General features: G+C 69.1%; 29 protein-coding genes. 9 read left to right on the forward strand and 20 right to left on the reverse strand.

The features are described from left to right. Nucleotides 1-63: 63 nt before the first annotated feature. From serS to MKK75_RS24555, 3 genes are read left to right on the forward strand one after another with little or no spacing between them, the layout of a single operon-like run. Nucleotides 64-1527 carry a serine--tRNA ligase gene (gene serS / locus MKK75_RS24545; protein WP_244045122.1) on the forward strand — a complete coding sequence of 488 codons (1464 nt, stop codon included), beginning with the start codon at nt 64-66 and terminating at the stop codon, nt 1525-1527. Next, the gene (surE, locus tag MKK75_RS24550) at nt 1527-2291 is read left to right on the forward strand and encodes a 5'/3'-nucleotidase SurE (RefSeq protein WP_244045123.1); all 765 of its coding nucleotides are present in this window, start codon (nt 1527-1529) and stop codon (nt 2289-2291) included. The genes serS and surE overlap by 1 nt, the downstream gene beginning before the upstream one ends. Beyond that, nucleotides 2288-2935 carry a protein-L-isoaspartate O-methyltransferase family protein gene (locus MKK75_RS24555; RefSeq protein WP_244045124.1) on the forward strand — a complete coding sequence of 216 codons (648 nt, stop codon included), beginning with the start codon at nt 2288-2290 and terminating at the stop codon, nt 2933-2935. The genes surE and MKK75_RS24555 overlap by 4 nt, the downstream gene beginning before the upstream one ends. A 1-nt stretch (nt 2936) precedes the next feature. On the opposite strand, the gene MKK75_RS24560 is transcribed toward MKK75_RS24555, so the two are convergent. From MKK75_RS24560 to MKK75_RS24585, 6 genes are all read right to left on the reverse strand, one after another. Beyond that, the gene (locus tag MKK75_RS24560; protein ID WP_244045125.1) at nt 2937-3815 is read right to left on the reverse strand and encodes a phytoene/squalene synthase family protein; all 879 of its coding nucleotides are present in this window, start codon (nt 3813-3815) and stop codon (nt 2937-2939) included. Further along, entirely contained in the window at nt 3815-4213 is a 399-nt protein-coding gene (locus MKK75_RS24565; RefSeq protein ID WP_244045126.1) for an Mth938-like domain-containing protein, read from the reverse strand. Before MKK75_RS24565 ends, MKK75_RS24560 begins: the two co-directional genes overlap by 1 nt. Before the next feature lie 13 nt (nt 4214-4226). Then, nucleotides 4227-5168, reverse strand: a complete 942-nt coding sequence (gene secF, locus MKK75_RS24570) for a protein translocase subunit SecF (protein WP_244045127.1) — start codon at nt 5166-5168, stop codon at nt 4227-4229. A 227-nt stretch (nt 5169-5395) separates the two neighbouring features. Next, nucleotides 5396-7000, reverse strand: a complete 1605-nt coding sequence (gene secD / locus MKK75_RS24575; RefSeq protein WP_244045128.1) for a protein translocase subunit SecD — start codon at nt 6998-7000, stop codon at nt 5396-5398. A 57-nt stretch (nt 7001-7057) separates the two neighbouring features. Further along, complete coding sequence (yajC, locus tag MKK75_RS24580; protein WP_244045129.1) at nt 7058-7390, reverse strand: preprotein translocase subunit YajC; 333 nt, start codon at nt 7388-7390, stop codon at nt 7058-7060. 132 nt (nt 7391-7522) lie between these two features. Continuing rightward, nucleotides 7523-8404: an alpha/beta fold hydrolase gene (locus MKK75_RS24585; RefSeq protein ID WP_244045130.1), complete on the reverse strand. Its 882-nt coding sequence runs from the start codon at nt 8402-8404 to the stop codon at nt 7523-7525. A 124-nt stretch (nt 8405-8528) separates the two neighbouring features. Here MKK75_RS24585 and MKK75_RS24590 point away from each other — a divergent pair, with 124 nt between their 5' ends. Then, nucleotides 8529-8933 carry a YidB family protein gene (locus MKK75_RS24590; RefSeq protein ID WP_244045131.1) on the forward strand — a complete coding sequence of 135 codons (405 nt, stop codon included), beginning with the start codon at nt 8529-8531 and terminating at the stop codon, nt 8931-8933. A gap of 12 nt (nt 8934-8945) precedes the next feature. Here MKK75_RS24590 and MKK75_RS24595 read toward each other — a convergent pair whose 3' ends face one another. Continuing rightward, nucleotides 8946-9206 (reverse strand): hypothetical protein, encoded by a 261-nt coding sequence (locus MKK75_RS24595; protein ID WP_244045132.1) that lies wholly within the window; start codon nt 9204-9206, stop codon nt 8946-8948. A 254-nt stretch (nt 9207-9460) separates the two neighbouring features. Between MKK75_RS24595 and MKK75_RS24600 the strand changes: the two genes are divergently transcribed. Continuing rightward, a complete protein-coding gene (locus MKK75_RS24600) occupies nt 9461-9802 on the forward strand; it encodes a YidB family protein (RefSeq protein ID WP_244045133.1) in 342 nt (113 codons plus the stop codon). 61 nt (nt 9803-9863) lie between these two features. On the opposite strand, the gene MKK75_RS24605 is transcribed toward MKK75_RS24600, so the two are convergent. Next, entirely contained in the window at nt 9864-11366 is a 1503-nt protein-coding gene (locus MKK75_RS24605) for a peptidoglycan DD-metalloendopeptidase family protein (RefSeq protein ID WP_244045134.1), read from the reverse strand. Between the two features lie 191 nt (nt 11367-11557). On the opposite strand from MKK75_RS24605, the gene MKK75_RS24610 reads away from it, so the two are divergent. Then, nucleotides 11558-12100: a GNAT family N-acetyltransferase gene (locus tag MKK75_RS24610; protein ID WP_244045135.1), complete on the forward strand. Its 543-nt coding sequence runs from the start codon at nt 11558-11560 to the stop codon at nt 12098-12100. A 28-nt stretch (nt 12101-12128) separates the two neighbouring features. On the opposite strand, the gene MKK75_RS24615 is transcribed toward MKK75_RS24610, so the two are convergent. The 6 genes from MKK75_RS24615 to MKK75_RS24640 form a co-directional block, all read right to left on the reverse strand. Next, complete coding sequence (locus MKK75_RS24615) at nt 12129-12431, reverse strand: hypothetical protein (RefSeq protein WP_313901891.1); 303 nt, start codon at nt 12429-12431, stop codon at nt 12129-12131. Between the two features lie 288 nt (nt 12432-12719). Further along, the gene (locus MKK75_RS24620) at nt 12720-13997 is read right to left on the reverse strand and encodes a porin (protein ID WP_244045137.1); all 1278 of its coding nucleotides are present in this window, start codon (nt 13995-13997) and stop codon (nt 12720-12722) included. A gap of 223 nt (nt 13998-14220) precedes the next feature. Continuing rightward, on the reverse strand, nt 14221-15069 hold the full coding sequence (locus MKK75_RS24625; RefSeq protein ID WP_244045138.1) for a 23S rRNA (adenine(2030)-N(6))-methyltransferase RlmJ: 849 nt from the start codon (nt 15067-15069) through the stop codon (nt 14221-14223). 54 nt (nt 15070-15123) lie between these two features. After that, nucleotides 15124-15786 carry a ribonuclease T2 gene (locus MKK75_RS24630; RefSeq protein WP_244045139.1) on the reverse strand — a complete coding sequence of 221 codons (663 nt, stop codon included), beginning with the start codon at nt 15784-15786 and terminating at the stop codon, nt 15124-15126. A gap of 2 nt (nt 15787-15788) precedes the next feature. Then, the gene (locus MKK75_RS24635) at nt 15789-16250 is read right to left on the reverse strand and encodes a hypothetical protein (RefSeq protein WP_244045140.1); all 462 of its coding nucleotides are present in this window, start codon (nt 16248-16250) and stop codon (nt 15789-15791) included. Nucleotides 16251-16418: 168 nt separating this feature from the next. Continuing rightward, nucleotides 16419-17408 (reverse strand): extensin family protein, encoded by a 990-nt coding sequence (locus MKK75_RS24640; protein WP_244045141.1) that lies wholly within the window; start codon nt 17406-17408, stop codon nt 16419-16421. 109 nt (nt 17409-17517) lie between these two features. Between MKK75_RS24640 and MKK75_RS24645 the strand changes: the two genes are divergently transcribed. Next, nucleotides 17518-18750: an amidase gene (locus MKK75_RS24645; RefSeq protein ID WP_244045142.1), complete on the forward strand. Its 1233-nt coding sequence runs from the start codon at nt 17518-17520 to the stop codon at nt 18748-18750. A 273-nt stretch (nt 18751-19023) separates the two neighbouring features. Here the strand turns inward: MKK75_RS24645 and MKK75_RS24650 are convergent, their stop codons facing one another. After that, nucleotides 19024-20169: an AI-2E family transporter gene (locus MKK75_RS24650; RefSeq protein ID WP_244045143.1), complete on the reverse strand. Its 1146-nt coding sequence runs from the start codon at nt 20167-20169 to the stop codon at nt 19024-19026. Between the two features lie 202 nt (nt 20170-20371). Here MKK75_RS24650 and MKK75_RS24655 point away from each other — a divergent pair, with 202 nt between their 5' ends. Further along, nucleotides 20372-20521 (forward strand): hypothetical protein, encoded by a 150-nt coding sequence (locus MKK75_RS24655; protein WP_244045144.1) that lies wholly within the window; start codon nt 20372-20374, stop codon nt 20519-20521. Between the two features lie 6 nt (nt 20522-20527). Here MKK75_RS24655 and MKK75_RS24660 read toward each other — a convergent pair whose 3' ends face one another. Next, nucleotides 20528-20995 carry a molybdenum cofactor biosynthesis protein MoaE gene (locus MKK75_RS24660; protein WP_244045145.1) on the reverse strand — a complete coding sequence of 156 codons (468 nt, stop codon included), beginning with the start codon at nt 20993-20995 and terminating at the stop codon, nt 20528-20530. Nucleotides 20996-21135: 140 nt separating this feature from the next. On the opposite strand from MKK75_RS24660, the gene MKK75_RS24665 reads away from it, so the two are divergent. After that, entirely contained in the window at nt 21136-22155 is a 1020-nt protein-coding gene (locus MKK75_RS24665) for a gamma carbonic anhydrase family protein (RefSeq protein ID WP_244045146.1), read from the forward strand. Between the two features lie 9 nt (nt 22156-22164). Here MKK75_RS24665 and MKK75_RS24670 read toward each other — a convergent pair whose 3' ends face one another. From MKK75_RS24670 to MKK75_RS24685, 4 genes are all read right to left on the reverse strand, one after another. Beyond that, the gene (locus MKK75_RS24670; protein ID WP_244045187.1) at nt 22165-22893 is read right to left on the reverse strand and encodes an amino acid ABC transporter ATP-binding protein; all 729 of its coding nucleotides are present in this window, start codon (nt 22891-22893) and stop codon (nt 22165-22167) included. Nucleotides 22894-23044: 151 nt separating this feature from the next. After that, nucleotides 23045-23737, reverse strand: coding sequence for an amino acid ABC transporter permease (locus MKK75_RS24675; RefSeq protein WP_244045147.1), 693 nt, complete (start codon nt 23735-23737; stop codon nt 23045-23047). Nucleotides 23738-23787: 50 nt separating this feature from the next. Beyond that, nucleotides 23788-24510, reverse strand: coding sequence for an amino acid ABC transporter permease (locus MKK75_RS24680; RefSeq protein ID WP_244045148.1), 723 nt, complete (start codon nt 24508-24510; stop codon nt 23788-23790). A 272-nt stretch (nt 24511-24782) separates the two neighbouring features. Further along, nucleotides 24783-25706 carry an amino acid ABC transporter substrate-binding protein gene (locus MKK75_RS24685; RefSeq protein WP_244045149.1) on the reverse strand — a complete coding sequence of 308 codons (924 nt, stop codon included), beginning with the start codon at nt 25704-25706 and terminating at the stop codon, nt 24783-24785. Nucleotides 25707-25739: the final 33 nt, after the last annotated feature.

A 25739-nucleotide genomic window follows, 5' to 3' on the forward strand; every position in this document is an offset into this window, starting at 1 on the left:
GGGCGCGATGCGGCAAAGCGGGGCCCGCGCGCCGACGCCGCGCGAAAGACCCGAGCCGACTCGATGCACGACATCCGCGCCATCCGGGACAACCCGGACGCCTTCGACCGCGATCTCCAGCGCCGGGGCCTCGCGCCGCTCTCGGCCGCGCTGATCGCCCTCGACGAGGCGCGAAAGGCGTCGGTTTCGGCCGCGCAGGCCAATCAGGAGCGGCGCAACGCGCTGGCCAAGGAGATCGGCGGCGCCAAGAAGGCCAAGGACGAGGACCGCGCCGCCGCCCTGATGGCGGAGGTCGCACAGCTGAAGGCGGCCGAGCCGGAGCTGAAGGCCGCGCAGGATCGGGCCGACACGGCGCTAACGGAAAAACTTGCCGCGATCCCGAACCGGCCGAAGGCCGACGTGCCGGAGGGCGCCGACGAGCACGGCAACGTCCTCTACCGCGGCCACGCCGCCACCCGTGAGCGGCTGACCGAGGGGAAGGAGCACTTTGAACTCGGCGAGGCCGCCGGCCTGATGGATTTCGAGGCCGCGGCCAAGATGTCGGGCTCGCGCTTCGTGGTGCTGAAGGGTCAGCTCGCCCGGCTTGAGCGGGCACTCGGCCAGTTCATGGTCGACCTGCACACGCAGGAGCATGGGTATCTGGAGGTAGCACCCCCGATCCTCGTTCGCGATGAAGCGATGTTTGGAACGGCACAACTACCAAAATTTCGTGACGATCAGTTCGCCGTCATGAGAAATCTTGACGAGGAGGAAGAGGAACTATTCTACCAGCATCTTTTTGATAAAGAACGGGAGATTGACGCGGCGGGAGGAGCACCACTTTCTCGTCAAACTGACGATGAATTTCTCGGTCATCCTGTTAGCGAACCAACGGTTGAAGGATACGTTGTTCGCGAGCAAATTCGGCGGAAATTGACGGGCGCTTGGCTCATCCCCACCGCCGAGGTGCCGCTCACCAACCTCGTCCGCGAATCGATCCTCCGCGAGGAAGAACTCCCCCTGCGCTTCACCGCGCTCACCCCGTGTTTCCGGGCCGAGGCCGGGGCGGCGGGGCGGGACACCCGCGGCATGCTGCGCCAGCACCAGTTCAACAAGGTCGAGCTGGTCTCGATCACGACGCCCGAAGAATCCGCCAACGAGCACGAGCGGATGCTCACCTGCGCGGAAGCGGTCCTCAAAAAACTGGATCTGCCCTACCGGGTGATGACGCTGTGCACCGGCGACATGGGCTTCGCGAGCCAAAAAACCTACGACATCGAAGTCTGGGTGCCGGGCCAGCGCACCCACCGCGAGATCTCGTCCTGCTCGGTCTGCGGCGAGTTCCAGGCCCGGCGGATGAACGCCCGCTACCGGGGCAAGGACGGCAAGCCCGCCTATGTCCACACCCTCAACGGCTCGGGCGTCGCGGTCGGCCGCGCGCTCATCGCCGTGATGGAAAATTACCAGAACCCGGACGGGAGCATCACGATCCCGTCGGTGCTCCACCCCTACATGGGCGAGCTCAACCGGATCGAAGGGGCCCGCTGATGCGCATCCTGGTCACCAACGACGACGGCATCCACGCGCCGGGGCTCAGTACCCTGGAGGAGATCGCGCGTGCCTTGTCGGACGACGTCTGGGTGGTGGCGCCGGAGAGCGACCAGTCCGGCGTGTCGCACTCGCTCTCGCTCAACGATCCGCTGCGGCTGCGGCAGGTCTCGGAGCAGCGCTTCGCCGTGAAGGGCACGCCGTCGGACTGCGTGATCCTCGGCGTGCGCCACATCCTCGCCGATCACGGGCCCGATCTCGTCCTGTCGGGGGTGAACCGTGGCCAGAACGTCGCCGAGGACGTGACCTATTCGGGCACGATCGCGGCCGCCATGGAAGGGACGATCCTGGGCATCCGCTCGATCGCCCTGAGCCAGGCCTACGGGGCGGGCGGGCGCGGGGCGCTCAAGTGGGACTGCGCGCGGACCCATGGGGCAACGTTGATCAAAAAAATCCTGGAGACCGGAATAGAGCCCGGCATCCTGATCAACGTGAATTTCCCGGATTGCGAGCCGGCCGACGTGCAGGGCGTCGCGGTGGCGGCCCAGGGCTTTCGCAATCAGGCGCTGCTGTCGATCGATGCGCGGGTCGACGGGCGCGGCAACCCGTATTTCTGGCTGGCCTTCGCCAAGGCCCGGTTCGAGCCGGGCCACGGCTCGGATCTCAAGGCCATCGCCGAAAAGCGGATCGCGGTGACGCCGCTGCGCCTCGACCTCACCGACGAGCCGACCCTGACGCGCTTCGCGCAGGCGTTCGACGCGTGATCGATCTGGGCAGCCTGGAGGCGGCTGCCGGGAACGCGGCCTTCGTGATGGCGCTCCGGGGCCGGGGCTTGCGGGACACCGGCGTGCTCCGGGCGATGGAGCAGGTGCCGCGGGAGGCGTTCGCGCCGCCGCGGTACCGGGAGCATGCGCGGCGGGACATCGCCCTGCCGCTGCCCTGCGGCGCCTCCATGACGGCGCCCTCCACGGTGGCGCTGATGCTGGCGCTGCTGCGCGTCGAGCCCGGCCAGCGCGTGCTCGAGATCGGCACCGGCTCGGGATACGTCACGGCGCTGCTCGCCCGGCTCGGGGCGAGCGCGGTGCTGAGCCTCGAACGCTCTGTGACGCTCGCCGTCGAGGCGACGCGGCGGCTCGCGGCGCTCCCGGAGGCGCATGTGGTCCGGGCGGACGGGCTGGCGCCGGACCTGCCGGACGGCGGCTTCGACCGGATCCTCGTCCACGGCAGCGTCGAGGCGATCCCGCCGCACTGGCGCGCGGCGCTCGAACCGGGGGGACGGCTGGTCACAGCTCTCAGCGGCGACGATGTGTGCCGGGCCGCCGTATTGGCCGCGCCGGAGGCCGAAGCGGAGCCGGGCGCGCCGGTGCGCCTTGCGGCGCTGGTGCCGGGCCTCGCGCGGGTTCTCTGACCTAACCGATCCGCCGCGCCCCCCGCCACAGGCGCCACAGCCGCCGCCAGCGGGGCAGCTCGACGGGTGTGTTGAGCGGGTCGTAGGACGCCCGCTCCATGGCGGCGAGGTAGGGCTCCACCAGGGCCACCGGCAGGAAGGCCGCGCCGACCGAGGGCGCGATGGTCGAGCGCGCCGCCTCGAACGCCTTGAGGTGCTGCCGGGCGAGGTCGCGCAGGTCGGCGCAGGCCCGGCGCAGGCCCGGCCCGCCGCGGCCGGTGATGATGTCCTCGCGGGTGACGCCGTAGCGGGCGAGGATGTCGGCCGGCAGATAGACCTGCCCCGAGCGGGCGTGCCAGGGCAGGGCCCGCAGCAGCCCGGTGATCCCGTAGGCGACCCCGGCATGCCCGGCCGCCCCCGCTCCGCCCGGCTCCGCGCCGTTGCCGATCACGAGGCTCGCCAGCCGGAACAGGGCCGAGGCGGTCTCGCCGCAATAGCCCTCCAGGTCGTTCACCCGGGGCATCGGATCCTCATAGAGGTCGAACACCCGCGCATCGATCAGGTCGACGAAGGGCTGGCGGCCGAGGCGGTTCACCCGGATCGCCTCCTCCAGGGCCGCCGCCACCGGGTTGGCGCGGACATCGCCCCTCGCCTCGCCCTGGAGTGCGTCGCGCCACCATTGCAGGCGGATCTCGCCGGCCATCGGGTTCGAGGCCGCCTCGCGCACCCGCGCGACGGTCAACGAGAAGGCGTAGAGCGCGAAGAGGTGCGGGCGGGCGGCGGCCGGAGCGAACAGAGTCGCGTAGTAGCGATCCGGATCGCCGGCCCGCACGAGGCCCTCGCAATGAGACTGGGCAAAGGCGAGTCCGGTCTCGCTGCTCTGGCCGTCCACCTCCGGCATCAGGCGACCGCGATCAGGGCGGCCGCAACCTTACGGTTCTCGGCCACCAGGATGTTGTAGGTGCGGGCCGCGGCCCCGGTCTGCATCACGTCGAGACCGACGCCGAAATCCTTCAGCCAGCCCCGCAGCACCGGATCGATCGCCGCGATATCGAGACCGGTGCCCACGAGCAGCAGCTCGATCCCCGCCGCCTCGGCCTGGACCGGACGGAGCGCCGTCCGGTCGATCGCCCGGGGCTCCGTCACCTCCCAGGCGCGCACGCCCGAGGGCAGCATCAGGATCGAGCCGCGATGCGACATCCCGGCGAAGCGGAAGCCGCCGTTGCCGTAGGTGTCGATGATGTGGCGCCCCGGCACGAAGCCGGATTCGAAGCTCTTCGGACTTGGCTGATCGGCCATCTCTGGAAAAAGACTACTCCGCCGGTTGCGGGACGCCGGACCGCTCCGCCGCCGCGCGGGCGCCGGAGAGCATCAGCCCCAGATAGATCAACACCGGCGTCGAGATGAAGATCGCCGAGTAGGTGCAGATCAGGACGCCGCAGAGCATCACGGTGGCGAAGCCCTTGATCGCCTCGCCGCCGAACAGCACCAGCGCCAGCAGCGACAGGCCGGACGAGATCGAGGTCATCACCGTCCGCGACATGGTCGAGTTGATCGACAGGTTGAGAAGGTCGACGGTGGGGATGGTCTTGTAGCGGCGCATCAGCTCGCGGGTGCGGTCGAACACCACGACCGTCTCGTTGAGCGAGTAGCCGACGATGGTGAGGATCGCCGCGATCGAGGTCATGTTGAACTCGATCCGGCTGATGATGAACACGCCGACGGTGAGCACGATGTCGTGGAGCGTGCCCACGATGGCGCCGAGCGCCAGCTCCCGCTCGAACCGGAACCAGAGGTAGAGCAGCACGGCGACGACCGAGAGCACGACGCCGAGCGTGCCGGACTGGACCAGCTCGCCCGAGACGCGGGGGCCGACGGTCTCGGTGCGGCGGAAATCGTAATCCTGATCGAAGGCGGCGTGGGCCTTGTTCATGACCGCGGTCTGACCCTGCTCGCCGGGCTGGAGCGGCAGGCGGACCAGCACGGTGCCCTGGTTGCCGAGTTCCTGCACCTCCGGCTCGCCGTAGCCGAAGCCGGCGGCCGTATGGCGGATCGCCGCGACATCCGCGGTGCCGGACTTCGCCTGCAGCTCGACCAGGGTGCCGCCCTTGAAGTCGATGCCGTAATTCAGCCCGACGGTCAGGAACAGCACCACCGTGGCGAGCGAGAGCAGCGCCGAGAGTGGGAAGGTGAAGCGCCGGAATCGCATGAAGTCGAAATGCGATTCATCGGGCCAGAGGCGGAGCAGGCGCATTGTTTCGGACCTAACGTTTGGGGAGTCACAGCGCCGACCCGCTCATCCCATCCTTACCCTCATCCTGAGGTTCCGGAGCGCAGCGAAGGCCTCGAAGGAGGCCTCCAGAACTCACGGCGCCGGCTGGAGGGCTCCTTCGAGGCCCGCTGGCGCGGGCACCTCAGGATGAGGGCGTGGTTTGCAGCGGCCTTTGCCGGCGGTGATCGATCTCCCGAAAATGAACGCGTTCAGAACGGCAGGGCCTTCGGTCGGAAGGTCTTGTACCACACCGCGATCATCATCCGGGTCAGCGTCACTGCCGTGATGACCGTGGTGAGGATGCCCAGGATGAAGACCACGGCGAACCCCTTCACCGGGCCCGAGCCGAGGAAGAACAGGATCAGGGCGGCGATCGCCATGGTCGAGTTCGAGTCGATGATGGTGGCGAATGCCCGGTCGAAGCCCGCCTGGAGCGCCGAGATCAGCGAGCGGCCGGCCCTCTGCTCCTCGCGCATGCGCTCGTAGATCAGCACGTTCGAATCCACCGCGGTGCCGATGGTGAGCACGATGCCGGCGATGCCGGGCAGCGTCATGGTGGCTTCGAGCACCGACATCAGGCCCAGGATCAGCCCGACATGGACCATGAGGGCGATGTTGGCGATGAAGCCGAAGGTCCCGTAGGTCGCGAACATGAAGCAGACTACGAGGCCCGCCGCCACCAGGGTCGCGAGCTTGCCGGCCTCGATCGAGTCGCGGCCGAGGCCGGGGCCGACCACGCGGCGCTCGACCACGGTGAATTTCGCGGGCAGGGCGCCGGCCCGTAGCAGCACGGACAGATCGTTGGCCTGCTGCACGGTGAAATTGCCGGTGATCTGGCCCGACCCGCCGGTGATCGCCGAACGGATCACGGGCGCCGACACCACCTCGTTGTCGAGCACGATCGCCATGCGCCGGCCGACATTCTCCGAGGTCGCCTGGCCGAAGCGTTGCGCCCCGCGCAGGTTGAACTTGAAGCTCACCATCGGCTCATGGGATTGCTGGTCGAAGGCGGGCTGCGCGTCGGTCAACTCGCCGCCATCGGCCATGACCCGGCGCTCGACCGGCACCTTGGCGCCCTTCTCGTCCTTGGAGGGCAGCATGTCGACGTCGCCCGAGGGGCTGTCGGCGAGCATGCGGAACTCGAGCTTGGCGGTGGAGCCGAGGAGCTTTTCCAGGCGCTCGGGGTTCTGCTCGCCCGGCACCTGGATCAGGATCCGGTCGGCGCCCTGCTGCTGGATCGAGGGCTCGGTGGTGCCGGTGGAGTCGAGCCGCCGCCGGATGACCTCGATACCCTGGCTCACGGCGCGCCGGGTCCGGTCGGTGATGCCGGCATCGGTGAGGGTCAGGCGGACAAGGCCGCCCGGCTGCTCGGAGACGTCGAGGGTTCGGGCCGCGGTCTGGCCGAGCGAGGTGGTGGTCGGCAGCGCCAGTTCCTGAAGCTTCGGCAGCACCTTGGCCCGGGCCGCGTCGTCCGCGATCTTAACCTGCACGCCGCGCTGGAGCAGACCGATGCCGCCGTCGGTCCGGACGTTCTCCTGCTGAAGCACCCGGCGCACGTCGTCGCGCAGGGCCTTGGCCTGGGAGGCGATCAGCTCGTTCTGGTCGACTTCGAGCAGCAGTTGCGAGCCGCCCTGGAGATCGAGGCCGAGCACGATGGCCCGGGTCGGCACGACCCAGCTCGGGAACCACGCGGGCAGGCTTGCGACGAAGCCCTTGCGCTGCTCGGGCGAGAAGAAGCTCGGCACGGCGAGCATCAGCCCCACCAGGATCAGGCCCAGCGTGGCGAAAATCTTCGCACGGGAGAAGCGCAGCATCGGCCGTCTTTTTCTCTTGTGGGCCGGCGCGTTAAGCCGGCCGTTTCAACCAGCGGTTCAGGCGGCCTTCACGGTGCCCTTGGCGCGGACCTCGGAGATCATCGTCCGGACGACCCGCACGCGGACGTTCGGGGCGATCTCGACCTCGATCTCGGGCTGGTCGTCCGCCGCCTTGGTCACGCGCCCAACGAGGCCGCCATTGGTGACGACCGTATCGTCCCGGCGCACGGACTTGAGCAGGGTCTGGTGATCCTTGACCCGCTTCTGCTGCGGCCGCAGGATCAGGAAGTACATGATCACGAAGATCAGAACGAACGGGATCACCTGAAAGGCGATCTCCGCTCCGCCAGCGGCCGTACCGGCCCCTTGCGCGAAGGCGGGGGTGATCAACGAGCGTCTCCTGCAAATGGCGCGCGGGCCTGCCGCCGGTACTCAGCGTGGGCAGACCTGTCGAAAAGCGCGCGGACTATAGCCAGGGGCTTCCCGAAAGCAACGCCGAAGCGCGCCGCGCCCGTCTTGGCCTCACAAAAGGGTCCGCACTGCCGCCGCGAAGGCGTCAGGCGCCTCCTGTGGGAAGTTGTGGCCCACCCCCGCGACGATCTCACGCCGGTAGGGGCCTGTGAAGTGACGGGCCTCCGTGTCGGTCTCCGACGGTGGGCCGACGCCGTCGTCGGCGCCGAGCAGCACGATCGACGGCACGGCGACGTTCGGCTGCTCCGCCAAGCGCGCCTCGATCTCGACCAGAGCCGGATCGCTCGACACGAGGCCGAAGCGATGGCGGTAGGAATGCACGACGACATCGACGAAATCGGGATTGTCGAAGGATCGGGCCGTCTGCGCGAAGGTCTCGGCGTCGAAGGCCCAGGTCGGCGACCAGAGCTGCCAGAGCAGGTGGCAGAAGGCGTCCCGGTTAGCCTCCAATCCTGCACGGCCGCGCTCGCCGTGGAGGTAGTACTGATACCAGAGCCGATGCTCGGCCTCCGGCGGGGCGGGCTGCCCGGCGGCCGGGATGTTCTGGATGTTGTAGCCGACGCCGCAGCTCACGAGCCCCTGCGCCCGCTCCGGCCAGAGGGCCGCGACCACGCAGGCCGCGCGGCCGCCCCAGTCGTAGCCGGCGAGCACGGCGCGCCCGATGCCGAGGGCGTCGAGGAAGGCCAGCAGGTCGGCCCCGAGCGCGGCCTGCTCACCGGAACGCGGCGTGGCGGGATCGAGGAACCGCGTCGGCCCGTAGCCGCGCAGGTACGGGATCAGGCAGCGCACCCCCGCGGCGGCGAGCCGCTCGGCCACGCCGTCATAGGCGTGGATATCGTAGGGAAACCCATGGAGCAGCACGGCCGGCGGACCGTCCGGCGGACCGGCCTCCCGGTAGGCGATCTCCAGCACGCCGGCGCGCACGCTCTTCATGACGGCTCCCGCAACTTCGCGGCAGAGAGCTTACGCGATCCACCGCGGAATTGCCGCACGTGCTTGCCGGCAACGCTTCGCGCCCGACCTTTCTGCCGGAACTCAAGCGTGATGGGGGAGAACCATGGGCCTGCTCGACGGTGCGAAGAACCTGATCGGCGATATCGCGGCCGCGGCGGATCGCGCCCTGGAGGTGACCGGCAGCGGCAAGCTCGCCCTGGCGCTGGCGAAGTTCTACCCCGGCGGCCTCCCGGCCTTCCTCGACCGTCTGCGCGAGACCGGCCATGGCGGCGCGGTGGAGTCCTGGCTCTCGGCGCAGACGCAGCCGGACCAGTGGCAGGCCGTCCCGGCCTCCGCCATCGCGTCGTGCCTGCCCGAGGCGGTCACGGAGCGCTTGGCCTACGATCTCGGTATCCCGGACGGGCGGGTTGCCACGGCGCTCGCCGAGTTCCTGCCGGCCGCTGTGGCCGCGGAGAGTGAGAACGGCGCGCTGAAGCCGCAGCCGAACTTCAGCACGCAGGTCCGCTGACCCATCAGAGCGCTACGGGATGGCGCACTTCATCTGGGGCGGCGCGGTCGCGCAGCTCAGGTAGCAGCTCTGCTTCTGGAAGCAGTACCACGTCAGGGAGCCGCTCTTGAGGCAGGCACCGCCGCAATGGCGGTAGGCACCGTAGAGCGGCCGGACGAACACCGCATCCGTCAAGGTGCGCTCATCCGGCGCCGGCCGCACGACCTCGGCGTGCGCGGACAGGGTCACACCGGCCCAGACCGCGAGCAGCAGGGACAGGGCCGGGAGTCTCATCGCCGCGCGACCGGAAAACGGAAGTCAGACCGGCATACCGAGCCACGGCGGCCCCGCTGTCGATTAAATTGCCGTTCACGCGGTTCCGGTGTCCCCCCTGCCGGTGACGCGCCCATGCGGGTTTCACGAAATCAGCCGCCGGTTCTGCGACGAAAACCTGCGGTCCACCAACGACCTAAGCGGATGACGCGTTGGCCTGCCGACGCAAATCAGCTTAGACTGATCGCGGACGGATCGGTCGACGGGGGAACACCATGAGCTTGTTCGACTCACTGGGCGGATCGCTCGGGCAGATGGCGCTGAAGGCCCTGCCGGGCCTCATCCAGCAGGTGTTGCCCGGCGGCCTCAACGCACTGCTCGATCAGCTCCGCCGCTCCGGCTACGAGAGCCAGGTGAATTCCTGGCTCGGCCGCGGCCCGAACGAGCCGATCACCGCGGACGACCTGCGCAAGGTCCTGGACAACGAGCAGGTGCGCCAGATGGCGCAGAAGCTCGGCGTCCCGGTGGATCAGTTGTTTCCGACCCTCGCCCAGGCGCTCCCGGAGGCGGTGGACCACCACAGCCCCGATGGGACGCTGCAGGTGCCGAAACCCTGAGGCCCGGAAACGAGAACGGCCCCTCGCGGGACCGTCGCGCGCTCCGAACCGGATGGGCCGGTCAGTTGCTGGCCAACTGGGACATCGGGTCCACCGGGGCGCCGCCCTTGCGGATCTCGAAGTGCAGCTGCGGCGAGGTCACGTTGCCCGAGGCGCCCGACTTGGCGATGACCTGACCGCGCTTGACCTTGTCGCCGGGCTTCACGTCGAGCTCGCCGTTATGGGCGTAGGCCGAGACGTAGCCGTTGGCGTGGCGCACCAGCACGAGCTTGCCGTAGCCCTTCACGTCGGAGCCGGCATACGCGACGGTGCCCTCCTCGGCGGCCTTGACGGGCGTGCCCTCCGGCACAGCGATGTTGATGCCCTCGTTGCCGGAGCTGCCGTAGCCCGAGATCACCCGACCCTTGGCGGGCCAGCGGAAGCTCTCGGAGGCTGCGGCGTCGGCGACCGAACCGGTGGCGGCGGGCTCGGGCTTCGCCGGAGCCGCGGGTGCGACCGGCTTGGGCGCTTCCCTGGCGGCGACCTTCTCGGCGGCGGCCGCCTTCTGCGCGGCTTCCTTGGCGGCCTTGGCCTCGGCGAGCTTTTGAGTGGCCTCGGCCTTCGCGGCGGCCTTGGCCTCAGCCTTGGCCTCCATCGCCTTCGCGTCGGCCTTGGCCTTCGCCTCGGCCTTGGGATCCGGCTTCTTCTCGTCGATCTTGGCGACCTGCCCGGGGCGGACGTGCCGCGGCTTGTCGTCCGCCTTCGAATCGGCCTTAGCGGCCTCCTTCACGGTCTCCTTGCGGGACTTCGCGTCGGCGACTTTGCGGGCGGCGGCATCGCGGGCCAGCGCTTCCTTGCGCTCCGCCTCCTTGTCGGCGGCCCGCTTGGCGGCTTCCTTGGTGGCTTCCTTGGCCGCCTCCTTCGCGGCTTCCTTCGCCTCTTCGCGCTTGGCCTCCTCGCGCTTGGCTTCCTTGGCGGTTTCCTCGCGCTTGGCGGCCAGCTTGCCCTCGACCTGCTTGGCGTCCTCGCGCTTCTCCTCCGCGGCCCGGGCCGGGCGGGCGGTCATCGGGGCGGCGGCCGGGTTCATGCCGGAGGCGTTGTAGACCGGGATCACGATCTGGCGCCCGGGGGTGATCTGGTTGGCGCTGGACAGGCCGTTGGCCGCCAGGATCGCCGAGGCGGGAACCCCATAGCGCGTCGACATCTGGTTCAGGCTGTCGTTCTGCGACACGGTGATCTGGGTGCCGCCCTGGGCGCTCCAGCCGACCTGCCCGGTCGACGCGACGCGGGTGGCGGGCGCGGCGGCATGGGTCTGGGCCGGAGCCGCAGCGCTGACCGCCCGCGGCGGCGCGGGCGGGCTCAGCGCCTCCGACTGGATCCGGCCGGTGCGGATCGCGGGGGCGGGCTTGAGGCTGCCATCCGGCAGGCTTCCGGTGGCCGAGGGCTCCGAATCGAACGGATTCGAGAACGGGTTGCTCAGCCGCGACGCGTCCGACGAGCAGGCAGCCGCCGCTCCGCCGATGATGCCGATGAGGGCGACCCGCGACAGCGTCCGCAACATCCGACCCTTACCGCGCACCCGCATCGACGCACCCGTTTGCCTGACGCAACTTGATGCCCCAATGAAGACGGATTCAGGTTAAGCAACCGTTCCCGTCCGTCGTCGCTGCGCCCCCTGCGCGAAGAGCGACACCGCGTTTTCGCGGTCTGCGCGGGATGATCGCGGGGGCCGTGGCCGTGCTTTTTCCGCACCGTCCGGCACCCCATCTCGAAGGGATGTTTACCATCCGTGCCGTCCGCGCCAGCCTCTGCGACCTGCCCGGGATCGAGACGCCGCGCCTGTCGATCGCATCTCTGCGCCTCGAGGATGCGGACGCCCTGCGCCGGCTCACGGACGACCCGGCGATCACCGCCGCCGTCGATTTTCTCCCAGCCCCCTTCACGCTGCAGGACGCCGAGGACCTGATCCAGTCCGGCCGGCGGGGGCAGGACCGCTTCCTCGGCGCATGGACGCGCGGCGCTGCCGCCGACGAGTCCCCCGGCGGTGAACTCATCGGTGTCGTGGGCACACACCTGCGCGGGGCGGGCGCGATCGAGATCGGCTACTGGATCGGCGGTGCCGCACGCGGGCGCGGCTTCGCGTTCGAGGCGGTCTCGGCCATCATCGGCCACTTGGCCGGACGCTTCCCGAGCCGAACCATCGTGGCGGAGTGCCGGCCCGCCAACATCGCGTCGTGGGAGCTCCTGAAGAAGCTCGGATTTCGCGACACGGGCGAGGAGGGCCACCGTCCGGGACGGCGACTGCTTCGGCGGAGCTGACGCCCCGTCGCAGCTCCCCGCACGCCGTTCAGGCCGCCTCGGCGGCCGTGGCTACGATCACCTCGGCGCCTCGATCCTGCTTCTTCTTTCGCCGCTTGCCAATCGTCATGGGCGGGTCATCCGAGGGGATGCGCTCGGCGAGCGCGAATCGGTGCAGGGCGTCGAGGGCCTGTCCATCCTGGGACCGGGCCTCGATCAACGCGTAGAACGCCGCGCGCACGATGTCCTTCTTGGACGCCTCGGGATGCTTCGCGCGGAGTGCGGCCCGCAGCGCCTTCGGCGTCATGCCCGGCTCTGCCAAGCTCCACAGGGTCGCCGACAAAGCTTCCATCGAAGTCATTCCTTGATCTCCAATCCAGCCGAAGCAGGAACGGGTCGAGATCTACATGACATCGCCATGACGTTTCAAGGGGCGGCCGATGATCCGCACTATATCTCGAATACCACTTCACATAAATAGATATCGCACTCACAATCAATACTTCGAATCGATATAAAAGAGAAATTAATTACGAAGAAAAGAGAACGACCGGGCATGATGCGCGACGAAACAAAAAAAGCCCCCGGTTTGCACCCGGGGGCTTCGCGCGGCCGCCTGAGCGGCCGGGATTGGACTGGTTCAGAAGGTGATGCCGGTCTCGACCATATAGCGGTCCTGCGTGGTGCGATTGCCGGTCCGGCCGAAGCCGGAGCCCAAGGTCCCCTCCGCAAGGTTACCCCGGGTGATGTTGCCGAGTTCGACATGCGCGTACTCGACCCGGAAGAAGTAGCGGTCGAACGTGAAGGTCGGCGTCACGGTGACCGAGAAGGCATTGCTGCCCGAGCCGAACCCGAGAAGGTTCGGGGTCGCTCCGCCCCGCACGCCGGTCTGCTCGGTGTACTCGATGCGTCCGGCCAGGGAGAAGTTGTCGGTGAACGAGTAGGCCGCCAGGAGCGCGCCGCCATAGGTCGACGCGGAGGCATTGATGCCCACGCGGGGATCCCGCTCGACATTCGTGAACTGGAAGTAAGGCGAGATGATCCACGGACCGTTCGCGTAGGTGTAGTTGATGTCGAAGATACCGCTGTTCTGCTGGAACCCGGGCGTCGCGAACTGGTAGCGCGGGCTCCGGGCGAAGGCGTTGGTGCGGCCGAGGTTCAGGCCGCCGTTCACGCCGATCGTGTTGTAATCGTCGAGCTTGTAGGCGACGTTGCCGGTGAACCACGTGATCTCGTTGGAGAAGAACCCGTCCGTGCCGGCGAGCGAGACCGAGAGCGGGCCGCTCGCGTAGTTCACCTGAACGCCCTGGTTGATGAAGTTCTCCTGCACGAACAGCAGGCCGCGGTTGATGTTCAGGTTCTGATAGGTGAACAGCAGCTCGCTGCCGATCAGGGTGAACATCCGGCCGCCCTGGACCGACCACTCGTCGTTGAGCTGGATCTTGCCGAAGGCGACCGGAACTGGGCCGAACAGCAGGTCCGTCTGCGCGAAGGTGCCGATGGTCGGGAAGCCGAGCTGCGGGATCGAGTAGCCGCCCGCCTGAATGTAGAACTGGAAGCCACCTTCCGGCTTCTGGATGATGCCCTGGATGTTCGAGAAGTCGAACCGGGCTGCGCGATCGCGCTCATTGGGAGCGGCCGGCGTCGCGAAATTGCTGAACGGGTTGGTCTGCACGTAACCGTAACCGGTCACCGCACCGCCGACATACAGGTCGCCGAGCGGGCCGGCGGCGAAGCAGGTCGGGCTCGGGTTGGCCTTGATCACGCCGCCATAGGTCGGGCCGAGCAGCGTCGCCTTGCAGGGCTCGGCCGGGGGCGGCACGGGGGCCGGGGCGGGGGCCGCCAGATCGGCCGCCAGGAGGCTGGTCGAGGATAGGAGGACAGCGGTGAAGCCGGCCAGGGTGGATCGCGTCAGCATCGGTTCACCGCTCGTTGAAGTCCATCTGCGGCCAAGCTGACATCAGGCTGCGTTTGATACAAAAGCAAACATACGGCAATTGCATAGTTTTTGGGCATTTTCACATCCGCGCGATCGGTCCCGCATCAAATGTATCTTTGTGGCAACAAGTGCATGGGGGACTTTCCCTTCTGCTTTCAACCTTTGGTTAATAGCTTCTGCGGGGTGGGCCAATGCTGCCCGGTCACGGCACGACGCCGATCGGGTCGCAGCGAAACCCTCCGAAGTCCTGCCGGGCCAAGCGTTCGGCGAGGGCCGGGAGGACCAGCAGGGCCTCGTCGGCGAGGCGCCAGGGCGGGTTGACGACGATCAGCCCGCTGCCGGTTAGGCGCGTCGGATCGTCCGGGCGGTCGATCAGCAGGTCGAGGCGGAGCGCCGGACGGGGCAGGGCGGCATCGAGATCCCGGATCATGCGGTCGAGGGCGGCCGCGTCCTTGATCGGGTACCAGGCGAGGAACACCCCCGTCGGCCACTTCGCCACGGCCCGGGTGAGGTGGGCGCCGAGCCGCTCGATCTCGCCGGGCACCTCGTAGGGCGGATCGATCAGCACAAGGCCGCGCCGCTCGGGCGGCGGGATCTGGGCGTTGACCGCTGTCCAGCCGTCGAGGCTCAGGACCTTCGTGCGCGGATCGCGCTCGTAGCGCCCTCGCAGCGTGGCGGCATCGGCCGGGTGCAGCTCGACGAACACGCCCTTGTCGCCGGGCCTCAGGGCCTCGCGAATCACGGCGGGCGAGCCGGGATAGGCCGTCGCGCCGTAGCGGGTCTGCACCGCGGCCACCGCGGCCCGGTAGGGTGCGAGCAGCGCCTCGACGGGCGGCGCGAAGGGCGCGCCGATGCGGCCCCAGCCGTCCCGCCACTCGCCCGTGCGGGAGGCCTCGTCGGCGGCGAGGTCGTAGATGCCGAGGCCCGCGAAGGCATCGAGCGCCCGGAACGGCTTGTCCTTGAGGCGCAGGTGGTCGAGCACCCGCGCCAGCACGAAGTGCTTGAGCACGTCGGCATGGTTGCCGGCGTGGAAGGCGTGCCGATAATTCATGAGGGTCGTGAAGCGGATCCGACGGCCCGGGTCCAGCCTCGGCGGCCGAAAAGATCAGCGCGCGGCGTCGAGGGTGATCTTGGGGGCGCGGCAATTGCCGCGGGCGACCTCGGGGCAGGGGGCAAAGCCCTTCACGTCCTTGTCGAAGCAGATCCGGACTTCCTGAAGCTGTCCCCGTGCCCAGGTGACCGCCATCATGTCGGGGCGCAGGCCGCGATTGGCGGCGGCGAACTGCCGGGCGATCTCGATGGGCGCCAGCGTCTGCGGCGGTCCGCCGCCCTTGAGGGTATCCGGGATCGTCACGGCCAACCGGGCGTCCCGGGCGGCCGCGAAATAGGCTGCCGGATCGAGGCCCGAGCAGGTGCCGTGCTTGCGCCACTCGTACCGGGCGAGGCCCTCGCTCGGATAGACCTGCCCGGCCACCGCGATCGCCTGCCGGGTCGGCGCGCGCACCACGGCGGAGCAGTTCTCGGGGTAGCCCCGGCTGTATTGCGGCCACAACCCGTGGACCACGAAGCCGAGCCCGCGGCCCGGCGCGCACTGGTTGTCGTTCCGGCGCTCGCCCGCCCCGGCGCAGTAGCTCGGCGACCACGACAGGGCCAGCACATAGAAGTCGAACTCGCCGGGGGTGCCGCGACGGGCGAAGCCGCCGTAATCCTGGGCGGCGGCCGGCCCGGCCAGCAGCAGGGCGGCGAGGCAGGCGGCCGTGAAGCGCATGATCAGGGGCGCGCCATCCGGCAGGCCGTGGCGTAGGCGTAGGCCAGGTCGCGGTCGAGACCGTGGACGCAGAACTCGACCCCCCAGGTCGCCCCGATGAAGCCGAGGCTCTCGCGGACCGAGTAATCGACCTTGCGGCGCACGCCATCCGAGGTCGTGACCGTCGCGGTGCAGAACCGGCGCGGGTAGGTGTCGAGCCCCCAGGGGCGCCAGGCCGTGCGCTCGATCGTGTCGAAGGACAGAATCGTCATCGACGAATTCCAGAACTTCGCCTCCTTCTCTGCGAAGTTGGTCGAGACCCGCTCCAGCACCGACGGGTCCTGGCAGCCGGGAATCTGCGCATCGAAGGGGAATTCCCGCTCCTCGGCGGGCTCGATATCCTCCCGCGCCGAGCGGGCCAGGGCCGGCTGCGCCAGGGCGACGAGGGCCAGCCCGAGGGCGAGGCCGTGACGGATCGAACGCATGGCGCGGGCCTCGGCGGATGAACGGTCCAGCATCCTGGGACGATGGCCCGGCTGCGCCGCCAGTCAAGCTCATGCCGCGCTCCCGCGGCGGTTTTGACGGCCGGTGCGGCGCGGCCGCTACAGTGATCCGCCGGGCGGACCGATGGTCCCCAGGCTGACGCGACCCACTCAGTAGATCGGCCCGGTGTCGGGCGACGGCGCGCCGAGCTGGAGCGGCTCGTCGTCGCTCGGGAGGGGCTCGACCGGGAGGGCGGTCGCGACGTGCGGCGCCGGCCGCGCCGGCGCCGCAGACGTGTAGGCCGTGGCCGTGGGCATACGCGCCGGGGCGCGGGCGACCTGCGTCGGGCTCGCCGCCTTCGACATCGGCGAGACGCCGTAGGGATCGTCCTCCTCGATATCCACCGGGGCCTGCGGGGCGGCGGGCTGGCGCGGCGGCGGCACCGGGCGCGACAGGGGCCGCTCGACGCCGGTGCCGAGCTGCGGCGTGAACTTGATCAGCGGCTGACAGATCCGCCGCAGGCCGCGCGGATCGTGCCGGGCGAGGTCCACGTGGATGTGGTCGTAGTGGAACACGTTCGAGCCCGGGGCCAGAACCGTGGTGAAGCGCTGGCAGGCCCCTAAGAAGATCTCGCGCAGAAAACCCTGTTCGGCCTCCGTGCCGCGCCAGCCGCCCTTCACGGTGATCACGTGCCCGTCGGCGAGCTTCACCGACATGAGATCGACGGCGTTGCCGAAGCCGTGCTCGGAGAGCTTCGCGCCCGGCTGGTTGTTGCGGCCCCGGCAGGAATAGGAGCCCGCGTTGATCTCAACCACCGGCACGCCGAAATAGAGGTTGGCGGCGGGCTGGATCGTATCGGCGAGCCAGGCCTCGGCCTCGGCGAGCGCCGGGCAGCCGAGCGTCATCCGCTGCTTCAGCAGGACGGAGCCGCCGCCGAGCCGCGTCACCCGGAACGGCTGCTGCATGCCGCAGGGGCCCGGGCCGTCCATCGCCGCCACCGGCGTGATGAACTCGGTGGGCTCCACCAGCTTCTTGGCCAGGCAGACCTGCTCCGCCTGATCGCGCCACGGCTCGCGCCGCTCGAAATGGTTGATCGAGCACGCGGTGAGCCCCGCGCCGAACAGCGCCAGGGCCGATAACAGGGATACGCCACGCCACATAACACGGACGATGCGCACGGTCCCGTAAAGCGTTCGTCAACGGCGTTTCCGGAATGCGGCGCCCTGTGGCTCTGTTGACAGATCCGCCATCCGGAGCCCTGAATACAAAATGCTCTCGCTCCTCAACCTCCGCGCCCGCATCGAAGCCGGCACCCTCACGCCCGCGGGCGCGATCGATCTCTGCCGGGCAGCGATCACCGCCCGCGAACCGGAGCTGCGCGCCTTCGTGACGCTCGACGCGGCACCTGCGATCCCGGAGACCGGGCCGCTCGCCGGGATCGCGGTGGGCGTGAAAGACATCATCGACAGCGCCGGGATGCCGACCCAGATGGGCTCGTCGATCTACGCGGGCTGGCACCCGCGGGGGGACGCCGCCGTGGTGGCGCAACTGAAGGGCCTCGGCGCTGTGGCGCTGGCCAAGACCACCACCACGGCCTTCGCGAGCAGCGATCCGACCGCGACGGTCAACCCGCACGATCCCGGACACACGCCCGGCGGCTCGTCGGCGGGCTCGGCCGCGGCGGTTGGAGCCGGGATGCTGCCGCTGGCGCTGGGCACGCAGACGGCGGGCTCGGTGATCCGGCCCGCGAGTTATTGTGGCTGCGCCGCGGTGAAGCCGTCCTTCCGGCTGATCCCGACCGTCGGGGTGAAGGCCTATTCCTGGGCACTCGACACGGTCGGCCTGTTCGCCGCCGGTGTCGCGGACGTCGCCCACGCGCTGGCGCTGGTGACCGGCCGGCCGCAGATCGAGGGGGCGGAGACGGGATCCGCGCCGCGCATCGGCCTCGTCCGGCAGGACTTCGCCGAAGCGCCGGAGCCGGAGGCCGAGGCGGCCCTGGAACGCGCGCGGCAGGCGGCCGAGCGCGCCGGCGCGCAGGTGACCGATCTCGCGCTGCCGTCTGCGTTGGGGCAGGCCTGGGAGCGCCACCGGATCATCCAGAATTACGAGGGACGGCTCGCGCTCGGCTGGGAATACGATACGCAGGCCGAATCGCTGCCGCCCCTCGTCCGCGCGCATCTCGATGCGGGTGCGGCTATCGAGCCGGCCGCGTACGACGATGCCCGCCGCCACGCCCACCGGGCCCGGCGGGTCCTCAAGGACCTGTTCGTCGATTATGATGCGATCCTGACGTTCTCTGCGCCGGGACCAGCCCCCGCGACGCTCGCCGCGACGGGCGACCCGCGCTTCAACCAGCTCTGGACGCTGATGGGCGTGCCCTGCGTGAACGTGCCGGTCCCGGGCGATCGGCTCCCGGTCGGCGTCCAGGTGATCGGCCGCTTCGGCGACGACGGCCGGGCGCTGGCGGTGGCCCGGATGATCGAGGACGCCCTGCGCGCCTGACAGCGCCGCCCCGGCTTCCCGAAGGGCTCATCCGAACCCTGATGCGCCTGTCTCATCGCGGTTCGTCCGCGCGAAGGCGCGGCGGCGGACGTCCGCCGGGCGTGGTGATCCCGATTATGGGTCGGGATCACCGCACCTTGCATCAGCCCTGTGGCGGGGTGGCGGGGCAGAGCCCCGACAATCGGGCGAAGCGCGACAAGCGGGCTTCGCCCGCACCCGGCAGGGCCTCGCCGGGCACCCACGAAAAGGCGCGGGATTTCGGAACCGGGACTTTCAGGTGCTCGGCTGCTCGTGGAGTGTGTCCTCGACGTAGAGCTGTTCCAGCAGGACCTTGATCACCGCCATCAGCGGCAGCGCCAGCGCGATGCCCCAGAGCCCGAAGATCACGCCGAGGATCAACTGCCCGGCGAAGATCGTGGCCGGGGGGATGTCCAGGGCGCGCTTCTGGATGAAGGGCGTCAGGCCGTAGCTCTCCAGGCACTGCACGGCGAGGTAGACGCCCACCGCGCCGATCACCGCCTTGGCGCCCGAGGCGAGGGCGGCCAATACGATCACGAGCCCCGCCACCAAGGGGCCGACCGTCGGCACGAAGGCGAGCAGACCCGCCTGGAGGCCCAGGATCAGCGCGCCGCCGATACCCAGGAAGGACAGCCCCGCCCAGGTGCACAGGAAGATCACCGCCATGATGATGAGTTGGCCGAACAGCCAGTGGCGCAGGGTCTCGCCGGCCCCGTCCAAGACCTGAGTGGCCCGCCAGCGCTTCTGCGGCGGCACGAACCGGACCACGCCGTCGCGGTAAGCCTTCGGGTCGGCCGCGAAGGCGAGTCCCAGGAAGGCGATGACCAGCAGGTTACCCAGCGCGTCGAACAGCCCGAGGATCACGGCGGCTGCCGGGCCGAGGACGCTGCCGGCATCGGAGACGATGGAACTGCTGCCCTTCAGGAGCCCGTTGGCGAGGCCGCCGAGGCCGCCCTCCCGCTGCCCGGCTTCCGTCGAGCCGTCCTTTCCGCCGCCCTGCGGCGCGAGGCTCGGCACATCGATGCCGCGCTCGGACAGCCAATTTGTGACGGTGCCGGCCTGATCCTTGATCGTGGTGCCGAGGTCGCGCCCCTGTTGCACGATCGTGGCGCCGCCGTAGCTGCCGAAGCCGACCGCCGCGATCGCTACGGCGAGGCTGGCGATGGTCAGCCGCACGGCCCGGGGCAGAGGCAGGACGTGGCCGATCCCGCGCGTCAGCCCGTCCAGGAACACGCCGAGCAGCACGCCGGCGAAGATCAGGAGCAGCGTGCCCACCGACATCCAGGCCAGCGCCAGCGCCGCCGCGAAGCAAACGACCGCGATGCCCGAGGCCGCGAGCGGCGCGGCGCCGCGCCAGGGGCCGACCGGCCCCTCGAAATCCTGAAGCTTCCTGTCCAACATCGTCGCTCCCGCACTGCCGCCCCACGAACGCTGCGGGGCCACCGCGGTCAAGTGCGTGCGGCCCGGGATATGCGCATGGAGCCCGGCCGTTTCCGCACGGTCCACGATGCGCAACCGCATTCTGCATGGGACCGCAGGACCTTTCGCGCGTTGGTTGCGGCCGTTCAGCCGATCAGGCGCCGGCCCCTGCAGGAGACACGCGATGAGCGACCATTACGGCGAGACGCCGGTCCAATCCCTCGGTCCCGGCCGCACGGTCGATTCCGGCGATCAGCTCAGCAGCGTGATCCTGATGGGCATCGCCATCGCCGGAGGGGCGCTCGCGGTGCTGCTCAACGCGCTGATCGTGTAGCCCGGCTCACCGCCATCGACGGGCCGCGGCATCGTCCTGCGCGGTCGCCTCGACCCAGGCGCCGATGGTGCCGTCGGCGAGGTGCTCGCGCTTCCAGAACGGCGCGCGGGTCTTGAGATAGTCCATCAGGAAGCTCGCCGCCTCGAAGGCGGCGACCCGGTGGCTCGCGGCGGTGATCACAAGCACGATGCCGTCGCCCGGGCGGACGCGCCCGTAACGGTGAATCACCCGCACGGCCTGAAGCGGCCAGCGCGACGCGGCCGTTTCGGCAACCCGAAATAGCTCCGCCTCGGCCATGCCGGCGTAATGTTCGAGTTCCAGGGCCGCCAAGCGCCCGTCCTCGTCCCGGCACAGGCCTGAGAAGGTGACGACGGCACCGGCCCGGCCGCCGAGATCGGCACTGACGCGGGCGATCTCGGCCGCGGTGTCGAAGGGCTCAGCCTGGATATCGATGCTCGGGACGGTTTCGCTCATACTCCGATCCATACGAAGCGCGGACGGCTGCGGCCAGCCCCGGCCTGTCACATCAAGTCGTGTCGCTATATGACACTTTCTGCCGCGCCCCGCCGGCCCCGGGACGTGATCCTGGTCCGGCGGCGGAGAAGGATATCCGCGTGACCCCCGACCTGATCTTGCCCTACCACGGCGTCCAGCCGGACTTCGCGAGCCGGCCCGTCTGGTGCGGACGCGCCAGCACGGTGATCGGCGCGGCCCGCATCGGCGCCCAGGCCTGGATCGGCGACGACGCCGTGATCCGGGCGGACGGGCAGAGCATCGTCCTCGGCGACCGGTTCTGGCTCGGCCCGCGCTCGACCGTCCACATCGCCACCCTGGCGCGGGGCACGCAGGTCGGTGACCGCGTGACCGTCGGGCGCAACAGCGTCGTGCATGCCTGCACGGTCGGCTCGGATGTCGTGATCGAGGACGACGTAGTGATCCTCGACGGGGCGGAGATCGGCGACGGCGCGGTGATTGAGGCCGGATCCACCGTCTTCCCGCGGACGCAACTCCCCGGCGGCTACGCCTATGCCGGCAGCCCGGCGCGGCCGAAGCAGCCCATCGGCGCCGACGACGTCGCCGAACGCGCCGAGCGCCTGCGCGAGCGGATGGGCGAAGGTCCCACGCCGCCCGCCGCAGAGCCACCGGACGTCGAGGCCAGCGTGTTCGTGGCCCGCACCGCGACCGTGCGCGGGCGCGTAAGCCTGGGCGCAGGCTCGACCGTGCTGTTCTGCTGCGATCTCAACGCCGAGGCCGGGCCGATCGTGGTCGGCGCCGACACCAACATCCAGGACAACACCGTCATCCGCACCCGCGGCGAGGGCGTGGTGATCGGGCGCGATACCACGATCGCCCACAACGTGCGGATCGCCGACAGCCGGATCGGCGCCCGCTCGCTCATCGGGATCGGCGCGGCGATCGCGCCCGGCACCCTGATCGCCGATGACGTGATGCTGGCGGCCGGCGCTACCACGGATCCGGGCCAGATCCTCGAAGCCGGCTATCTCTGGGGCGGTCGCCCGGCGCGGATCCTCGCGCCGCTGGATGCCGGGAAACGCGCCACGATGATCCGCATCGTCGAGGGCTATTGCCGGCACGGGCGGGAGTATCGGGCCGCGCAGGAGGCTTTGGGTTAGGCGCCCTGGCTAGTGCTGCAGGATCTTCGACAGGAAGGTCTGCGCGCGCTCCGACCGGGGGCTGCCGAAGAAGTCCTCCTTCTTCGCATCCTCGACGATCTCGCCGCGATCCATGAAGATCACCCGGTCGGCGACCTTGCGGGCGAAACCCATCTCGTGGGTCACGACCATCATGGTCATGCCCTCACGCGCGAGTTCCACCATCACGTCGAGCACCTCGCCGACCATCTCGGGGTCGAGCGCCGAGGTCGGCTCGTCGAACAGCATCACCACCGGATTCATGGCGAGCGCCCGGGCGATCGCCACGCGCTGCTGCTGGCCGCCCGAGAGCTGGCCGGGGAACTTGGTGGCATGCGCCCCGAGGCCGACCCGGGCGAGCAGGTCGAGCCCGCGCTTCTTGGCATCCTCGGCGCTGCGGCCGAGCACCTTGCGCTGGGCGATGGTGAGATTGTCGGTGATCGACAGGTGCGGGAACAGCTCGAAATGCTGGAACACCATGCCGACCCGCGAGCGGAGTTTTGGCAGGTTGGTCGCCTTGTCGGCCACCTTGGTGCCCGCCACCGTGACCTGGCCCTTCTGGAACGGCTCCAGCGCGTTGACGCACTTGATCAAGGTCGACTTGCCCGAGCCCGAGGGGCCGCAGACCACCACGACCTCGCCCTTGGCGACCTTGGTGGTACAATTCGTCAGTACCTGGAAGTCGCCGTACCATTTGCTGATGTTGTCGATGGCGATCATCGTCTCGCCGGGCGCCGCCGCGGGAACGCCGGAAACGAGTCCGCCCGGCTGCAGCCCGACATCCGCCGGGGCATGGGCGGCGTCGACGGCGGGCTCGGCGGCTTGCGGGGCCGGCATCGGGGACGAGGTCATACGCGGTCTCCAGTGTCGGTCAGCGGATGATGGCCACGCGGCGCTGCAGGCGGCGCACCAGGAACGAGGCCGAGAAGCAGATCACGAAGTAGACGACCGCCGCGAAGATATACATCTCGACGAGGCGGCCGTCGCGCTGAGCGACCTTCGAGGCGGCGCCCATGAAGTCTGTCAGCGAGAGCACGTAGACCAGCGACGTGTCCTGGAACAGCACGATCGTCTGGGTCAACAGCAGCGGCAGCATGTTGCGGAAGGCCTGGGGCAGGACGACGTTGCCCATCGTCTGCCAGTAGTTCATGCCGAGCGCCTGCGCGGCGGCGGTCTGGCCCTTGGCGATCGACTGGATGCCCGCCCGCATGATCTCCGAGAAGTAGGCCGCCTCGAACGCCATGAAGGTGATCAGCGCCGACGGGAAGGCGCCGACCTGGATCGGCGTCGATGCCCCGGTCACGTAGGCGCCGATATACGGCACGAGGAAGTAGAACCAGAAGATCACCAACACCAGCGGCAGCGAGCGGCACAGCTCGACATAGCCCTTGGCGATCTGGGCGAGGCCCGGCACGCCCGAGAGCCGGGCCATGGCCAGCAGCGTCCCGATCACGACGCCGCCCGCCGCCGCCATGGCGGTGAGCGTCACGGTGAAGACCATGCCCTGCCCGAACAGGTAAGGCAGGGACGAGACGATGACGGAGAAATCGAAATTCGAGAGCATCGGCGCCTGTTTGCGGTGGCCGTCGGGCGGGTGGTCGGAGGCGACGTTCGTCAGCGCTGGCCGGGGATGGCGACCGCCTTCTCCAGGAAGGTCGCCGCCGTGACGACCACGAGGTTGACGATCACGTAGAGGATCGTGGCCGCCGTGAACGCCTCGAAGACCTGGAAGGAGAATTCCTGCATCGAACGCGCCCGGGCGGTCAGCTCCAGGAGGCCGATGGTCAGCGCCACAGACGTATTCTTCAGGTTGTTGAGGAATTCCGAGGTCATCGGCGGCAGGATGATCCGGTAGGCGTTCGGCAGCAGGACGTAGCGGTAGGTCTGGTAGGTGGTGAAGCCCATCGCGGTGCCGGCCATGCGCTGGCCCCGGGGCAGCGACTGGATGCCGGCGCGGACCTGCTCGGCCACGCGCGAGGCGGTGAAGAAGCCGAGGCACACCACCGCCGTGTAGAACGGCGCGTCCGGCATCTGCTTGATCGCGTCGCCGAGCCGGGTCGGAACCAGCTCCGGCAGCACGAAGTACCAGAGGAACATCTGCACCAGCAGCGGCACGTTGCGGAAGATCTCGACGTAGGTCGTGCCGATCGCATTGGCGGTCTTCGACGGCAGGGTGCGCAGCACGCCGATCAGCGATCCGAGGAAGAACGCGATGACCCAGGCGCAGAGCGCGGTGGCGATCGTCCACATGAGCCCGGAGAGCAGCATGTCGAGATACGTACCGTTGCCCTCCGGCGAGGCGTCGAAGAAGATCCGCCAGTTCCAGTTGTAGTTCATCGCGCTGCTTCTGAGAGAGATGCTGCTGGCTCGGCCTGTCCCACCCTCACCCTCATCCTGAGGTATCCGCGAAGCGGGCCTCGAAAGAGGGCTCCAGAAGGCGCTGCGATCCCTGGAGGGCTCCTTCGAGGCCTCCGCTGCGCTTCGGCACCTCAGGATGAGGGTGAGGGTAGGAAAGCCGCAAACTCCGGGACCGGACGTTCAAACGGGTTATTCAACATCGCGACGCACCGCAGGCCCTTGCCCGCGGTGCGCCTCATCGTGAACCGTCCTCAGTAGGCAGCCGGATCGGGGCTGGCGATCGGGTTGGTGAACTGCTTCTTCATCTCCGCGCTCATCGGCAGGTTGAGGTTGATGTTGCGCGGCGGGATGGCTTGCGTGAACCACTTATCGTAGAGCGCCTTGCCCTCGGGGCTCGTGTAGAGCTTGGCGGTGGCATCGTCCGCGACCTTCTTGAACTCCACGTCGTCCTTGCGCAGCATGATGCCGTAGGGCTCGGGCTTCGACAGGGCTTCGGTGGAGATCTCGTAGGCCGAGGGATCCTTCGAGGAGGCGGCGAGCGAGGCAAGCAGCACGTCGTCCATCACGAAGGCGGCGGCGCGCCCGGTCTCGACCATCAGGAACGCCTCGGCGTGGTCCTTGGCGGGGAGGATCGTTAGGCCGAGCTTGCGCTCCGTGTTGGCCTCGTTGATCTGCCGGATGTTCGTGGTGCCCGAGGTCGACACGACGGTCTTGCCCTTCAGGTCATCGATCGTGTGCAGGTTCGCCGACTTCTTCGAGACGAAGCGGGTCGCGGTCAGGAAGTGCGAGTTGGTGAACCACACCTGCTTCTCGCGGTCGGCGTTGTTGGTGGTCGAACCGCATTCGAGGTCGATCGTGCCGTTCGCCATCAGCGGGATGCGGGTGGCGGAGGTGACCGGGTTCAGCTTCACCTGGAGGTTCGGGAGGTTGAGCTTGGCCTTCACGGCGTCGGCGATCTTGTAGCAGATGTCCATCGCGTAACCGATCGGCTTCTCGTCGCCGCCGAGATACGAGAAGGGCACGGAGGCATCGCGGTAGCCGATGACGATGGCGTTGGTGTCCTTCACCTTCTTGAGGGTGCCGGTCAGCTCCTGCGCCCGGAGGCTCATGGGGGCGAGGGCGAGGGTCAGACCCAGCGCCGCGGCAACGCCGCGGCGAGCGATATCAGACTGCATCGGTACGGAACTCCTGAATCGGGCCGAACGGCG

The organism is Methylobacterium sp. J-030 (assembly GCF_022829545.1).
Taxonomy (GTDB): domain Bacteria; phylum Pseudomonadota; class Alphaproteobacteria; order Rhizobiales; family Beijerinckiaceae; genus Methylobacterium.